Below are 14,960 nucleotides of genomic sequence, written 5' to 3' on the forward strand. Positions count from 1 at the left end.
AAGTGCTGAGCGCAGTCGAAATAGCTGTGTTGAGCGAAGTCGAAACATCAAAAACGAAAAATCATGAAACAGTTAACACTAATTTTATTCGCATTTGTCATAGGAACAAGTGCTAAATCCCAAACAGATTACACCAAATCCCTAAGTGGTATTGAATGGGTCAAAATCGAATCAAAATCGGACATTATCCTAAAGACACATTCTGCGGATGAACTATTGATAAAAAACAGTAGAAGCTCAGAAGTATCCCAAAGGGCGAAAGGCCTTAGACTTATTGGCGAAGGAGGCTCCGACAATACCGATGTTGGTTTTTATGTAGTACAGGATGGAAACACCTTGATTGTCAAAAACCTGAGAAAGAATGACGAAGGCGAAATCTACTTGCCCAAGGACCAAAATGTATCGGTTAAAAGCACATGGAATGGCGACATTGAGATGAGCGGCTTTCATGGAGAAATCGAAGCAGATGCGGAATTAAACGGTAGTATAGAGATCTTGGATGCAAGAGGCCCTGTTACCGCTAATGCCTTGAACGGCGAAATTAACGTGGTTTTTGGAAAAGTAAATCAAGACTCTCCCATCTCTATTTATACCACAAATGACGAAGTGGATGTCACCCTCCCTTCGGATACTCCATCAGACTTGGTCATGAGTACGACCAATGGAGATATTTATACCGATTTTGAGCTTACGCGGGAAGAAAAGGATGGACTAAAATCAATGTCCGGCAGAAAAGTAAAAGCAACGATCAACAATGGAGGAGTGAATATCTCACTAAAGTCCACCAATGGAACTATTTATCTAAGAAAAAAATAAGCTGTACAGAGCGAAGTCGAAATACTTGTGCTGAGCAAAGTCGAAACATCAAAAAACGAACAATCATGAAAAAAACTAGAACCTTATTTTTAACCGTATTCACGTTACTTGGATTTCTTAGTATGCTATCCCAGGCCAAAAGAACAGATGTCGATTCTTGTAAAACCTTACTCAAAGCGATTGAAGTCAATGAAGCAGAAGAAATTACACAATTTCTTAAAACCACCGACCCAAATTGTACGTGCCAATGGAACAGCGATCCACGAACACCTTTGGTCTTGGCAGGAAGAATGGGGAATCTTAAAATCGTAAAGCAATTAATAACCTCAGGGGCAGATGTAAAGTTCCATAGTAAAGGAGACGAAACCCCATTGATGGCAGCCGCATTAAATGATAATGTGGCGCTTGTTGACTATTTGATACAACAAGGAGCGACTATAAATAAAGCGCTTTCTGGCGATGGCACTGCGTTGTTGATTGCTGCAAGAGAAGGCAACTATGAGGTGGCAAACTATCTTATTAAAAATGGCGCCGAAGTCAATACCATAGTCACTGGCGATGGTACTGCATTGATACAAGCTGCAAAGAACGGTCATAAAAAGGTCGCAGAACTTTTATTAAAAAACGGGGCAGATCCAAAACTTGAGGCCCCAGGTGATGAAAACCCTATGTACCATGCCCTTGCCTCTAATGACAAGAAAATGGTTTCCCTTTTAAGAAAGTACCTGTAATAAAGTTTATAGCATCAAAAAACGAACAATCATGAAACAATTAGTAATACTACTGATGGTAGGTTTTCTATACCTACCGTTGAATGCCCAAAGAATCATTGAAAAGAATATTGGACTTAACAACCGGACCGTTTCCGTTGATGTGAAATTCGCTTCGGACATCAAGGTGAAGACATGGGATAAATCTACGGTATACTTTAAAGCAGAGATAATGACCGAGGGTGAAAAATATCTTGACATGTACAAACTCGATGTAAAGGAAAGCTCCAGTTCCATCACAATTACTTCAGAGACAAAGGCAATTTTTAAGGCACTCCAAGAAGAGCGCGATAAAAACAGGCCAGATGGAAAAAAACGCTATTACTTCACCTATCAAATGTATCAGTTTGATTATACCTTGTATGTTCCCAAAAATGCCAATTTCTCGGTGAGCAGTATCAATGGTGATTTGCAAGCAGAAATCATTGAAGGGGATTTTACTGCTGATTTGATCAATGGCACTATCGATATCAAAAAATACAAGGGTGACCTAGACCTAAAGACTATTAATGGAGAGATAGATGTAACACTCACAGATACTACGTTCAGCGCAGAAACGGTTCACGGGCAAATCTATGCAGATGAAAAACTAGACTTGCAGGTGACCGACCGCCACGTTGGTCAAAAAGTCAAAGGTAACTTTGGAAACGCCACCAACAGCTTGCGGTTAGATACCGTAAACGGGAACATGTATCTTAGGCTTTAGAATGGTATTTATAGTATTGGAGCGATAAAAGAATACAGCAACAAAGCCCAACCAATCACCAGTAGCAAACCTCCTATCGGCGTAACGGGCCCAAGAAAACGAAGTTTTTTTCCGTTGGCAGCGCTTAGACATAAGCCATAAATACTGAAGGAAAATAACAAAATGCCTATAATGAAACAATAGGCGATATAGCTATCTAAAGATTGGTCAAAGCCTAAATTGAAGCTCAGAATGACGAGCAAAATAGCATGGTACATTTGATATTTCACCCCAGTCTCAAAACTATGGAGGAGTTCTGGGGTGAGTTTCTTTTTTAGGGCATGTGCACCGAATGCACCAAAAATAACCGCCAAAAGTCCGTAAAGAGCGCCCATAACTTGGGCCAGTAAAATCGTTTCCATAGGAATGTCGTTGCTTAATGTAAGTTTATAAGTCTATGCGAATTTCAAAGTCCGAAGTTACTCTAAAAGCACATTCCTCATATTTTGGGGGACCAAACGTTTTCATTTTGGCATTGGAAAAGGCTACTTTTTCTTTGGGAATCCCCAACCAATTGGTATCCAACTCGTCATTGCCATTCTTATCATAAAACAGTGCTATGGCATACTTTCCAGTGGGGATATCATCAATTTTTAAACTGACCTTTCCTTTTTTGGCAGAGGTGCTTCCAGATTTAAAAACACCTTCAAACTTTAAAAAAGTTGCATCAGAATCATAAACTGCCACGTTAATATTTCCCTCTTCCGAAGGAATGTTGGTCACATTTACCGTAATCGTATGTTGTGAAAGCAAAAAAGCAGGAATCAGAAAAAAAGAAAAACAAGTAAATCTCATAGATACTTTTGATATCAGCTATTTTTAAAAAACACGTATTGTGTCAAAACTTAATTAGGGTTCTCAAGGTTTGCCATGAATTGCGAGTTCAAGGTTTCGTAAAATTGTTGGGTCTGTAAGCTATCATTAAAATTTAGATACGTCTTTAGTGAATCATGATGGACCAGCTTTATTTTTTGTTGCATTAAATCATCTACAAAAACATAAACTTTGGTCTGTGTAATGGAATCGTTGAACACTCCCTTCTCCTTTGCCATCCAAGAGAATCCGTTAAAACGTTCCATTTCGGGCAGTTTATCGACCAATAAAAGACTGTCGATTTCCGCTATTGGGATGTTCTGGTAATAGATGCCAGATAGGATTCTAAGCTCCCCTTCTTCAATTTTATGCCAGTTTTTATAGTGTAGGATAAATGCAAAAACGCAAACAACGAGTGTTACAACAATTATGATATTCCACAACCAATGCCGTTTCTCTTTATTCATTTTTGTTCGCTGTTCTATACCTGTCAAACCAAGCAACGGTATGTGCAATTTTGGCGATCAGATTACTCGGTTTGCTTGCAATTCCATGGCTTGCCCCCGGAATCTCGACCAAAACGGTTTCAATTTTGCGCAATTTTAAAGCGTGGTACAATTGTTTGGCCTCACTTGGTGGCGTTCGCAAATCGTTCATGCCTACCATTACCATAGTTGGGGTCTCTATATTACCAACGAGCGAAATTGGTGAAAATTTCCAATAATGCTCAAAATTTTCCCAAGGCTGTCCTTCGTATCGCGAATTGGCATAGCCAAAATAATTATCGGCGACCAAGGTCTTACTGATCCAGTTCATGACAGGTTTTGCGACCACTGCCGCTTCAAACCTATTGTTCTTGCCAATCATCCAAGCGGACATGATGCCTCCGGCACTACCACCCGTAACAAACAACTGATCTTCGTGAGCAATTCCCATTTTTATACAATGATCCACGCCGTCCATAGTATCGTCATAATCTTGCCCTGGATAGTTACGGTATAATAAATTGGCGAACTCTTCTCCGTAACTTGTACTTCCGCGAGCGTTTGGATAAAAGACTACATACCCTTCGGATGCATAGAGCTGCATTTCAATGGAAAAACGATCTCCGTAATTAAGAATTGGTCCTCCGTGGTTTTCTACCATGAACGGATATTTTTTAGAGGCATCATAGTTTGGGGGATAAACTACCCATCCTTGAATATCCCTGCCATCAAAAGAAGATTTATACCATACCTCTTCCACCTTTCCTAAAGTTCTATATTTTAATAATCCACCATTTAAATCTGTGATTTTTTTAGGTGTTTTTGCCTTTGGGCCAATAATCGCAAGTTCTGCAGGGTAATCGGGTCTTGAATGGGTATAGGCAATAGTACCGCTGTTGGAAACACTGTACGAACCACTACCATAAGGCCTTCCAAGGGTAGTTCCTCCTCTATTGTCCGCTAGCTTGGTTATTTTTCCCAAAGTAGTTACATAGCCAACCTTTCCATTGCCTTTATCATCATAATTAAAATAAAGTCCATTGCTCTTGGCATCCCACATCAATCCTGAAACACTCCTATCTAAATTGTCCGTAATGCTTCGCTTATTGCCACCATCACTATCCATGAGGTATAATTTTCGTGTTTGATAGGCTTCCCGTTTATCACCATAACTGATGTAGGCTATATGTTTTCCATCTGGAGATATTGCTGGAGTGTTGTCCGGGCCATCCCTGTCGGTCAAAGCGACTATTGTACCATTTTCAACATCGACAGAATAAATCTCACTATTACGAAAACGATATTCCCAATCTTCTACCCGATTGGCTGAAAAGTAAATTTTAGAACCATTTGGCGCCCACGATAGTGTGCCTCTGTGGTGCCAATCCCCAGAAGTAATCTGCCTTGCCGCACCTCCATTGGAAGGCATAACAAAAATATGGTTAAACCCTGGCTTTATATAGCCACGGCCATCTGCTTCATGATAGACCCTATCCGTAATCCGTGGGGAATCTGCCCACTTTGCCCCTTTTGGTTTTTTGGGAATCTTGGCAATCACTAGTGGTGCTTTGGGAACGTTCATGGAAAAAGCCAATTGCTTTCCGTCTTGTGACCACGTTAAAGAACTGGGACTAAAAGGCAGTTGGGTCAGCTTGGCAACTTTGCCTGAAGCTACCCAATACATGTAGATTTCAGAACCTTCTTCCGTACTGCTGGAAAAAACGATTCTATCTCCTGTGGGCGACCATTTGGCCCTGGACTCGTTGCCTTCCCTTGTCGTCATTTTTTGGTGTTGGCTACCATCAGTTTTTATGAGCCATAAATTCCCGACAGATCTATCTTTCATCATATCAAAGCCCATTCTGCGATATACCACCCACTCCCCATTTGGCGAAATTTGAGGGTCGGACACATATTGCAGATCAAAGACATCCAAATAAGAGAAATGCTGTTTTTGTCCAGTTGAAAATTGGATTGAAAAAAGAAATACAAATAATGGAAAAAGAGTACGCATGTTAGGCTGTTTTTGTAATTTTTAAAGGTAGTGGAAAGAAGTGATTTCAACAACCAGTTGAAGTATCGGATATTCTTCTTAAAAACAACTAATTTCACGCAACAAAAACTAATTCCATACTTTTTGTCAAAATGAATTTTTCGGGAAAACATATTTTAATTACTGGAGCTTCGAGGGGCATTGGAAAGTCCACGGCAATTGCTTTTGCCGAAAAAGGTGCCAAAGTGGGCATTAATTATAGAACAAATACCAAAAATGCAAAACAAACACTAGAAGAGTTGCCAGGTACGGGTCATCAACTGTTCCAACAAGATATTTCGGAAAAAGGAGGTCCTGAAAAACTCATTAACGACTTTGTCTCGCATTATGGCAAATTGGACATTTTGGTTAACAATGCGGGCATCTCTATTTTTCATACAATTGATGAAGTTGATTTTGACCATTGGACATCAGCTTGGGAAAACACCTTCAAAACTAATCTTTTTGCAGTTTCAAATTTGTGCTATTGGGGTGCAAAAGCCATGATGCAAACAGGAGGCGGACGTATTGTAAATGTTTCTTCTAGAGGTGCTTTTAGAGGAGAGCCAACCAAACCGGCCTACGGTGCTAGCAAAGCTGCATTGAATTCCATGAGTCAGTCTTTGGCAAAAGCATTGGCGCCCCATAAAATCTATATTGGTGTTGTGGCTCCCGGTTTTACCGAAACTGAAATGGCCGCTGTAACCTTGACCCCTGCCGAACGGGAAAACCTGCTTAGGGAATCTCCTTTTCAGCGCATGGCACAGCCAAAAGAAGTAGCTCATGCCATACTTTTCTTAGCTTCGGAAGGTGCTGAGTATTCTTCGGGAACAATTATTGATGTTAATGGGGCTTCTTATTTAAGGAGTTAACTTTGCATTATGAAAGCAGCTACCGTTGTCCAAATTAAAAAAGAGCTTCAACATAAAAATCCTGATGAGTTATTGGAATTATGCCTTCGCTTATCAAAATTTAAAAAAGAAAATAAAGAGTTATTGACTTATCTCTTGTTCGAAGCAGATAATGAAGAAGGGTATATAGAAACCGTAAAGTCCGAAATAGACGAACTCTTCGAAGAAATCAATACCAGTAGCTATTTCTACATTAAAAAAAGTATTCGAAAAATCCTCAGGAATCTCAAAAAGTATATCCGTTACTCGGGGAACAAGGAAACAGAAGTTGAGCTGCTACTATATTTTTGCCAAAAACTCAAAGACTTTAGACCCTCTATTGAACGAAACACTACGTTGACCAACCTTTATGAGCGGCAACTAATCTATATCCGTAAAAAAATACTTCTCTTACATGAAGATCTGCAATATGATTTTGGGTTAATGCTTGAAGAATTGGAATACTAAAATTTTTGAAACTCTTTCTTAGCTAGATCTTCAGCTGTAATGGGTTTCCCATTGATATTGGTGGTATCCCAATCTTGGGTTATCTTCCAAGTGCCATCAATCTTTTTGAGCACAATATGAAATTGCCCATAGCTATAGTTGGTCACGCCTGCCTTATCCTTGAACCCAATTCGATAAAAACCTACTTCGTATGATGTGGATTCATTGGTATGCCTACTATCGAACCAGAAGTCCAGCGCAATAGACATTCCATCTGCTTTATTTTTTTGAAACCGCTCCAGATTTCCGGATTTAAATATACTCTCGGTATCAATTCCTTGTGGGGTTACTCTTAGTACCTCATCTGCATATATTGAATTTAATGCAATACCGTCTAGCGTTTCAAAAGCTATTTTGAAACGCTTCCAAACTTCTCTGTTGATTTCTTCTTGAATTTGGGTGACAGAATCTTGGGAATAGCTCAAAAAAGCAGTGAATACAAAGAGTATCAAAATTAACTTGCGCATAACTCAATCTTTTAGAATGTACTTTATTGTTACCCTAGTCCTACATCCAGAGTCATCATAATGATAAAACCTCCTATGAAACCCATCGTAGCTATATCGGTATATTTATCTCTTTGGGTCTCGGGAATAACTTCTTCTACCACTACAAAAATCATAGCCCCGGCTGCAAAAGATAGTGCATAGGGCAAAATAGGTTCAAAAGTGAGTACGGCCCAAGCTCCCAAAACAGCTGCAATAGGCTCTACCATTGCAGAAGCTTGCCCAAACATAAAACTTTTAGTTCTACTCAATCCCTGTCTACGAAGTGGCATTGCTACTGCAAAGCCTTCAGGGAAGTTTTGTAGGCCTATCCCTAAGGCCAGTGCAACTGCCCCGCCAATCGTTGCACCATCAAAACCAGCGGCCACACCTCCAAAAAGTACTCCGACGGCCAATCCTTCCGGAATGTTGTGCAATGTAATTGCTAAAGTCAACAAGGTTGTTCTGTGCCAAGGTGTCTTTACGCCTTCGGCTTCACTTTCTTTAAAATTGATATGCAAATGCGGAAGTACTTTGTCCAGACCAAAAATAAAAGCTGCTCCCAATAAAAATCCTACCGCAGCCGGAATCACTTTTACAAAACCTTCTCCCTCGCTCATTTCAATACCCGGTGCAAGTAGGCTCCAAAAACTTGCTGCAACCATAACACCTCCAGTAAAACCTAACATTCCGTCCAGTACCGCACGGTTCATTCCTTTAAAGAAAAACACCAAAGCTGCTCCGGCGGCGGTTAATCCCCACGTGAAAAGTGTAGCATAAAAAGCTGCTAAAATGGGATTGATACTTTCAAAATATTGGACAACCTGTTCCATTAGTCATTCTTTTTAACATATAGGTTAGATGCTATTTGATGGGATATATGAAGGTCTTTGCCCTCCATTTTTATATGCAACGATTCATCAAAATCTTCTCTTTCCAAAACCTCTATCGTTTTGCCCAAGGCAATATTGTACTTATCCAAAAACTTTAAAAAAGCTGATGAGGTATCCTTTACGCCTACACAAACTCCCTTGGTATTTATTGGTAGTTCGCTCAACAATTGTTTGTCCCGTTCTAAAAAGATTCCATCCTTTGTGGGTATAGGGTCACCATGTGGATCATACTTTGGAAAGTCCAGAAGCTCGTCGAGCTTATCGATCAATTTTTCACTTTTAATGTGTTCCAACTGTTCGGCCACTTCATGAACTTCATCCCAAGAGAAATCCAGCTTCCTAACTAAAAACACTTCCCACAAACGATGCTTGCGTATAATGGAAAGCGCTGTTTTTATTCCAAAATCTGTCAAAGAAACACCTTGATAGGGTTGGTAGTTTAAAAACTCTTTGTCTGCAAGTTTTTTGGCCATATCCGTTACCGAGGACGGCTTTGTTTCCATCTGTTCCGCAATAGCGTTGGTGGCAACAAGTGTTGTAGTATTCCCTCCTAAATGGAATATGGTTTTGATATAATTCTCCTCAGAGCGAGTCATAAGAATATTTTTTCAAAAATACATTTTTATTTGTAAAAACAAATTTTTAGATGACTCTAAAATCGCTTTCAAATTGATATACAAAACACTTTCTTAAATTTTAAAGCATAGTCCATAAACATTATTAAATAAAAGTATAGCTAGAATTCCCAAAGGAAAGTTATGTTTGTTCAGGAACTGGAATAATTGAAATACATTTATTCTTAGCGAACAGCAAAATAACTCATTATGATTGCACGAATATGGCATGGAACAACTAAGGCTGAAGATTATGAGGAGTACACCGCCTTTATGAAATCTAAAGCGATACCAGATTATAGAGAAACAAAAGGTTTTGTAAAGCTCTCTTTTTTAAGAAGAATTGAGGGGGATATTGCCCATTTTACCTTAATAACCTACTGGGAGAACATTGGTGTCATCAAAAATTTTGCTGGTGATGATTTTGAAATTGCCAAATACTACACGCTTGATCATGAGTACTTACTGGAATTTGAAGAAAAAGTGACGCATTATGAAGTTTTTGCGGAGTAGAACTTTCCATTCCTTATTTTTGATGAATGCCTAACTACGATTACATCATTATCGGCGCTGGAGCTTCGGGGCTTCTATTGGCCAGCGCTTTTGGAAAAGATGACTTTTTTTCATCCAAATCCATATTGATAATTGATAAAGATGATAAGACCAAAAATGACCGTACTTGGTGTTTTTGGGAGAAAGGCAGTGGTAAATTTGATGAACTCATATACAGAAAATGGCCAAACATTTTTTTTGCCGGTAAAAAGCTAGCGCTTTCAACACCATTGCATCCGTATTGCTATAAGATGCTTCGAGGAATCGACTTTTATAACCAATATATAAGTGAAGTCAAGAATTCTGCGAATGTTACTTGGCTGCACGACAAGGTCATCGATATTCAAGACAACGAAAATGATGTAACGGTAGTTACCGAGACCGAGAGCCATACCGGGGGAAAAGTCTTCAATAGCCTCTTTGATTATAAACAAGCCAAAAACCAAAAAAAATATCCTGTTCTACAACAGCACTTTGTGGGCTGGTTCGTTAAAACAGAAAAACCGGTCTTCAAACCGGATGAGGCTACCTTTATGGATTTTTCAATTCCACAGAAAGGAAACACACGTTTTATGTACGTACTTCCTTTCTCTGAAAACCAAGCCCTCTTGGAATACACCTTGTTTTCCAATACTACACTTGAACGTTCGGAATATGAAAAAGGTATCATAGATTACCTAGAAAATAAATTGGAATGCTCCAACTATACTATTTTGGAAAAGGAAAGTGGCAATATTCCAATGACCTGTTATGAGTTTCATCAACATAATTCCAATAGAATCTTACATATTGGCATTGCAGGAGGGTGGGCAAAACCAAGCACAGGTTTTACTTTTTACAATACCAATAAAAAAGTGGATGCATTGATTGGTCACCTAAAAAAGAAAAAACCTTTAAAACAATTTGCCAAGAAAGATAAATTCTGGTTTTACGATCTATTGTTGTTAGATATTCTTTACAAGAAGAACCACTTGGGACAACCGATTTTTGAATCACTATTTAAAAGGAGAAAAGCATCGCTTATCTTAAAATTTTTAGATAACGAAACCTCGCTTTGGGAGGATATAAAAATTATGTCGGCACCAAAACCCTTCCCATTTATAAAAGCACTTTTAAGCAGGATTTTTTAAACTGTCCGTTTCATAAGGTTTTCACCAAACTTTTTCAATACCTGTTTATTCGATTCTGAAATATTGATAGCGTTCAACGCATTAAAAGCCCTCTTTGTATAATCAGCTATGGCAGCATTTGTCTCTTCAACGGCACCACTTTCCATAAAAATTGATTTTACCGTCTCAATCTTAGAAGTGGCTTCTTTTGGTCTTATGGAATACAAATGCATAAGACCTTCTTTTTGTTCTTTTGGTGCCAGCTCCATCGCTTTTAAAACAAGAAAGGTCTTCTTGTTTTCTATAATATCCCCACCAACCTGTTTGCCAAAAGATTTAGGGTCCCCAAAAGCATCCAAATAATCATCTTGAAGTTGAAATGCCAATCCAAGATTCTTTCCAAAATCATATATAGCATCGGCGTCTTGCTGGGATGCGTTGGCAATTATAGCTCCCATTTTCATGGCCGCAGCGACCAAAACTGCTGTTTTGTATTCTATCATTTTTAGATACTCGGGAATACTTACATCGTCCCGTAATTCAAAATCCACATCATACTGCTGTCCTTCACAAACTTCAACCGCTGTTTTACTGAACAATGATATAAGTTCCTTGAAACTATCGGGAGGATAACTTTCAAAAAACTGATACGAATTGATGAGCATAGCGTCACCGGACAAAATACCCGTATTTATATCCCACTTTTCATGCACTGTAGTTTTCCCTCTTCGGAGCGGGGCGTCATCCATAATATCGTCATGGACCAGCGAAAAATTATGAAACATCTCTACGGCCAATGCGGCATTCATGGCATCTTTGGACTTACCACCAAACAAGTCAGTTGTCATAAGTGTTAGTACTGGACGCAGACGCTTACCGCCCAGCCCCAAAATATAATTGATGGGCTCATAAAGGTTTTTAGGTTCTTTTGATTGGATTTCTTGGTTCAGGTACGAAACAAATTCCGCCCTGTAGTCGTCTATAGTTTTTGAATTTACCATGAATCAAAAATAATGTCAATAAAGACACGAAAGCAAAATTTAAAAAAAGTTTATCTGAAAACGCAATAGATTTGAAAATGTTCGTCTTTATAATTGAAGACAGCTAACAGCCTTTTTTGAATGGTATCCAATAAAGAAAATCATAATAAACTATCCACTTTTTTTAGTGAAGAATATAGTTCTTTAAGAGGGTATGTGCATTCAAAAATAACGGATACTACCGAGCAGGATGCCGAAGATATAATACAAGATGTGGCGCTGCGCATATTTTCAAGGTCAGAAGACGCTTCGCCCATAACCAATATTGCTGGTTTTGTCTACAATGCTATCAAAAATAGAATCATCGACATTATGCGGACGGGAAAAAGGGTAAGACAAGAAAATGATGAAATTGACAGACTTTGGGCCGACTTTGCTGAATTATTTTACAGTGATGCCGACAATGCCTATCCCCCAGGCTTAAAAAATGCCTTAAAATACGAGATAGAAAGCTTAAAGCCAGACTATAGGGACATTATTCTGGCCATAGACTTTGAAGGATATTCCTATAGAGAAATATCGGAGCAGACCGGTATTTCCCAAGGTACTTTAATGTCCAGAAGACATAGGGCATTATCTATATTATCAAAAAAATTAGAACAAGAAAAAACAAGTACATAAAAAAATAAATTATGGAAAAACGAGAAAAATACGAGAGAAAAATAGAGAAATATGTCACCAAAGGGTTTAAGGTCCTGTTCATGATTTTCATTGGTATCCTGTTTATATTTCTAATGGGATATATCCTTATGCTACTATGGAATTGGCTTATGCCCGATATTTTTGGCTTAGCAACATTGAGTTATTGGCAAGCAATGGGATTACTGGCATTGGCCAAAATAATCTTTGGTTTTGGCAACAAAGGTGGAAGCAAAAACCATAAAAAGAATAAACACCAAAGCAAACTTAAACGGTTTTGCGACTCTAAAGATGAATTTTCCGACTGGAAACATTACGATGCATTTTGGAAAGAAGAAGGTAAGTCTGCTTACACAGATTATGTAACCCGTAAACAAAAAGAAGAATGATCCCCAAAAAAAGACTTGCCTCTTTAAAGGCCAGAATGAGAAGCAATACAGGACATTTTTTCATGTATTCAAGAAAAAAAACGACAATTCAGTCCAAAATCAATTCGCACTTTCGTCTCTATAGTATTCATTTAGATGTGAAAACTGAAAATGAATAAGACGTTAAAAAAATGTAAAACTTTAGAAACTTTTTTTGTTTCTAAAGTTTCCATGTATACTTTAGCGCCCTGTTATGCGAGAAAAAATTTTACACAAAGCAACGGAATTGTTTTTAAATCTGGGGTTTAAGAGTGTTACCATGGACGATTTGGCCAATGAAATGGGAATCTCAAAAAAGACGATCTACTCCCATTTTGACAATAAGACCAAATTGATAGAAGAAAGTACAATGGATTTATTCTGGTGTATTTCCAATGGCATTGACGAGATTCTGACCGATAAAAAAAACCCTATTGAGGAACTGTATGAAATAAAAAAGTTTGTGATGCTACATTTAAAAGATGAGAAATCGTCCCCGCAGCATCAACTACGAAAATATTATCCAAAAATTTTTGAAACTCTAAAAAAGAAAGAGTTCGAAGTAATGCAAAAATGTGTGGTCGATAATATAAAACGAGGAATGGAAATTGGAATATACCGCGAAAATCTGAACATACAATTTGTAGCCCGCATTTACTTTTCGGGTGCGGTAAGTCTTGGCGACTTGGACCTTTTTCCATCAACCATGTTCACGAAAATTGAGCTGGAAGACTATTACTTAGAATATCATTTAAGGGGAATCGTAACCCCAAAAGGAAGAAAAATATTAAACTCAATCATCAACTCAAACCAAGAATAAATGCGAACAACACTTACAAGTATACTTTTGATTTTGCCATGGTTTTTACTGGCTCAAGAAAGTACCGATAAAACTAGTTTTAGTCTAGACGAGGCTATCATATATGCACTACAGAACAACTATAAGGCCATCAATGCCGATAGGGATATTGTTGATGCCCAAAAACAAAAATGGGAAACCATTGCTGGAGGATTACCACAGATAGACGGTACCGTAAATTATCTGAACCAATTAAAACAGCAAGTAGTTCAGTTACCTGGTGAAATTGCAGATGGTGAACCCGGTACTTTTGTAGAAGTTGTTTTTGGACAGCCCCAACAGGCAACGGCAACGGCTACGCTAAGGCAACAAATATTTGATGGCTCCTATATTGTTGGAGTACAAGCAACAAAAGCTTTTTTGAGCTATAGCCAGAACAACAAAGAAAAAACGGATTTAGACGTTCGCAAAGCGGTAGTGGAAGCTTACGGTAATGTACTTCTGGCTCAAGAGAGTGTTCTAATTTCAGAAAACAACAAGACTACTTTAGAGAAAAATCTTTATGAAACCAAACGCATCTTTGAAAATGGGCTTGGAGATGAAGAAAGTGTAGACCAATTGCAAATCACCCTTTCTTCAGTTGAAAATCAACTGAAGAATGCCAAGCGTTTGGAAAAGATTACGTTACAAATGCTAAATCTAATGATGGGGTTGCCCATTGATTCTCCAACAAGTCTTACGGAGAACTTGGATGATCTGGCCCAAGAAAAAATAGATTTGGGATTGTTAGATACCGAGTTTAAGATGGAAAACAATGTTGATTTTAAACTTGCCGACAATTTAAATGAACAACGCTTTTACGAATTAAAATTGGCCAAAAGTAGAGCTTTGCCCACCCTTAACGCTTTCATTAACTATGGCGGTATTTCGTTTGGGGATAGTTTCACTTTTTTGGATAACGGACAAGACTGGTTTGCTTTTTCAAACTTTGGCGTTGACTTGAACATCCCAATTTTTAGTTCTTTCAAAAGAAGCGCAAGTACCCAAAGGGCAAAAATCGCCTTGGAAAAAGCAAAAACACAACTTACAGAAGCAGAGGAGCAAATACGTCTTCAACTGGCAAATGCAAAGAGCGATTATATTTTGGCGATAGAGGAATACGGTACTTCAAAAGAAAACTTAAAACTTGCCGAACGTATTGAAAACAAGAATCAGATAAAATATTCAGAAGGTATAGCTACCAGTTTTGAATTGAGGCAAGCACAAACGCAGCTGTACACGACCCAGCAGGAATATCTACAATCAATGGTAGATGTTATCAATAGAAAAACCGAACTGGAAATCATACTTAATCAATAATCAAA

At 38.4% G+C, this 14,960-nt stretch carries 19 protein-coding genes; 11 read left to right on the top strand and 8 right to left on the bottom strand.

Annotation, left to right across the window (positions count from 1 at the left end; genetic code table 11):
• Positions 1-63: 63 nt before the first annotated feature.
• The 3 genes from LV716_RS06380 to LV716_RS06390 all read left to right on the top strand — a co-directional run bounded on the left by LV716_RS06380 (position 64) and on the right by LV716_RS06390 (position 2,292).
• Positions 64-816 (top strand): DUF4097 domain-containing protein, encoded by a 753-nt coding sequence (locus LV716_RS06380; protein WP_163416920.1) that lies wholly within the window; start codon positions 64-66, stop codon positions 814-816.
• A 65-nt stretch (positions 817-881) separates the two neighbouring features.
• Entirely contained in the window at positions 882-1,547 is a 666-nt protein-coding gene (locus LV716_RS06385) for an ankyrin repeat domain-containing protein (protein ID WP_163416921.1), read from the top strand.
• Positions 1,548-1,578: 31 nt separating this feature from the next.
• Positions 1,579-2,292 carry a hypothetical protein gene (locus LV716_RS06390; protein ID WP_163416922.1) on the top strand — a complete coding sequence of 238 codons (714 nt, stop codon included), beginning with the start codon at positions 1,579-1,581 and terminating at the stop codon, positions 2,290-2,292.
• A gap of 8 nt (positions 2,293-2,300) precedes the next feature.
• Here the strand turns inward: LV716_RS06390 and LV716_RS06395 are convergent, their stop codons facing one another.
• Genes LV716_RS06395 through LV716_RS06410 form a run of 4 tightly spaced genes read right to left on the bottom strand, consistent with a single transcriptional unit; the run spans position 2,301 to position 5,643 of the window.
• Positions 2,301-2,693: a DUF423 domain-containing protein gene (locus LV716_RS06395; RefSeq protein WP_163416923.1), complete on the bottom strand. Its 393-nt coding sequence runs from the start codon at positions 2,691-2,693 to the stop codon at positions 2,301-2,303.
• Positions 2,694-2,718: 25 nt separating this feature from the next.
• Positions 2,719-3,126 (bottom strand): DUF2141 domain-containing protein, encoded by a 408-nt coding sequence (locus LV716_RS06400; protein ID WP_163416924.1) that lies wholly within the window; start codon positions 3,124-3,126, stop codon positions 2,719-2,721.
• Between the two features lie 50 nt (positions 3,127-3,176).
• Positions 3,177-3,611, bottom strand: coding sequence for a hypothetical protein (locus LV716_RS06405; protein ID WP_163416925.1), 435 nt, complete (start codon positions 3,609-3,611; stop codon positions 3,177-3,179).
• A complete protein-coding gene (locus LV716_RS06410) occupies positions 3,604-5,643 on the bottom strand; it encodes a S9 family peptidase (protein WP_163416926.1) in 2,040 nt (679 codons plus the stop codon). Before LV716_RS06410 ends, LV716_RS06405 begins: the two co-directional genes overlap by 8 nt.
• Positions 5,644-5,774: 131 nt before the next feature.
• On the opposite strand from LV716_RS06410, the gene LV716_RS06415 reads away from it, so the two are divergent.
• Both LV716_RS06415 and LV716_RS06420 read left to right on the top strand, forming a co-directional pair.
• Complete coding sequence (locus tag LV716_RS06415) at positions 5,775-6,533, top strand: SDR family NAD(P)-dependent oxidoreductase (RefSeq protein WP_163416927.1); 759 nt, start codon at positions 5,775-5,777, stop codon at positions 6,531-6,533.
• Positions 6,534-6,542: 9 nt separating this feature from the next.
• A complete protein-coding gene (locus tag LV716_RS06420; protein ID WP_163416928.1) occupies positions 6,543-7,019 on the top strand; it encodes a hypothetical protein in 477 nt (158 codons plus the stop codon).
• Here LV716_RS06420 and LV716_RS06425 read toward each other — a convergent pair.
• From LV716_RS06425 to LV716_RS06435, 3 genes are read right to left on the bottom strand one after another with little or no spacing between them, the layout of a single operon-like run.
• A complete protein-coding gene (locus tag LV716_RS06425) occupies positions 7,016-7,525 on the bottom strand; it encodes a nuclear transport factor 2 family protein (protein WP_163416929.1) in 510 nt (169 codons plus the stop codon). The genes LV716_RS06420 and LV716_RS06425 overlap by 4 nt on opposite strands.
• 29 nt (positions 7,526-7,554) lie before the next feature.
• The gene (locus LV716_RS06430) at positions 7,555-8,376 is read right to left on the bottom strand and encodes a ZIP family metal transporter (protein WP_163416930.1); all 822 of its coding nucleotides are present in this window, start codon (positions 8,374-8,376) and stop codon (positions 7,555-7,557) included.
• Positions 8,376-9,032, bottom strand: a complete 657-nt coding sequence (locus LV716_RS06435) for a metal-dependent transcriptional regulator (RefSeq protein ID WP_163416931.1) — start codon at positions 9,030-9,032, stop codon at positions 8,376-8,378. Before LV716_RS06435 ends, LV716_RS06430 begins: the two co-directional genes overlap by 1 nt.
• Positions 9,033-9,260: 228 nt before the next feature.
• On the opposite strand from LV716_RS06435, the gene LV716_RS06440 reads away from it, so the two are divergent.
• Both LV716_RS06440 and LV716_RS06445 read left to right on the top strand, forming a co-directional pair.
• Positions 9,261-9,563, top strand: a complete 303-nt coding sequence (locus tag LV716_RS06440) for an antibiotic biosynthesis monooxygenase (protein WP_163416932.1) — start codon at positions 9,261-9,263, stop codon at positions 9,561-9,563.
• A 26-nt stretch (positions 9,564-9,589) separates the two neighbouring features.
• Positions 9,590-10,732, top strand: a complete 1,143-nt coding sequence (locus tag LV716_RS06445; RefSeq protein WP_163416933.1) for a lycopene cyclase family protein — start codon at positions 9,590-9,592, stop codon at positions 10,730-10,732.
• Here the strand turns inward: LV716_RS06445 and LV716_RS06450 are convergent.
• Positions 10,729-11,712 carry a polyprenyl synthetase family protein gene (locus tag LV716_RS06450; RefSeq protein ID WP_163416934.1) on the bottom strand — a complete coding sequence of 328 codons (984 nt, stop codon included), beginning with the start codon at positions 11,710-11,712 and terminating at the stop codon, positions 10,729-10,731. The two genes, LV716_RS06445 and LV716_RS06450, sit on opposite strands and share 4 nt — an antisense overlap.
• Before the next feature lie 120 nt (positions 11,713-11,832).
• Here LV716_RS06450 and LV716_RS06455 point away from each other — a divergent pair, with 120 nt between their 5' ends.
• The 4 genes from LV716_RS06455 to LV716_RS06470 all read left to right on the top strand — a co-directional run bounded on the left by LV716_RS06455 (position 11,833) and on the right by LV716_RS06470 (position 14,955).
• Positions 11,833-12,372, top strand: a complete 540-nt coding sequence (locus tag LV716_RS06455) for an RNA polymerase sigma factor (RefSeq protein ID WP_163416935.1) — start codon at positions 11,833-11,835, stop codon at positions 12,370-12,372.
• Between the two features lie 11 nt (positions 12,373-12,383).
• The gene (locus LV716_RS06460) at positions 12,384-12,779 is read left to right on the top strand and encodes a hypothetical protein (protein ID WP_163416936.1); all 396 of its coding nucleotides are present in this window, start codon (positions 12,384-12,386) and stop codon (positions 12,777-12,779) included.
• A 232-nt stretch (positions 12,780-13,011) separates the two neighbouring features.
• Positions 13,012-13,617, top strand: coding sequence for a TetR/AcrR family transcriptional regulator (locus LV716_RS06465; protein ID WP_163416937.1), 606 nt, complete (start codon positions 13,012-13,014; stop codon positions 13,615-13,617).
• Entirely contained in the window at positions 13,618-14,955 is a 1,338-nt protein-coding gene (locus LV716_RS06470; protein WP_163416938.1) for a TolC family protein, read from the top strand.
• The last annotated feature ends 5 nt before the right edge of the window (positions 14,956-14,960 follow it).

This window comes from Flagellimonas sp. HMM57, from assembly GCF_021390175.1.
Classification (GTDB): domain Bacteria; phylum Bacteroidota; class Bacteroidia; order Flavobacteriales; family Flavobacteriaceae; genus Flagellimonas.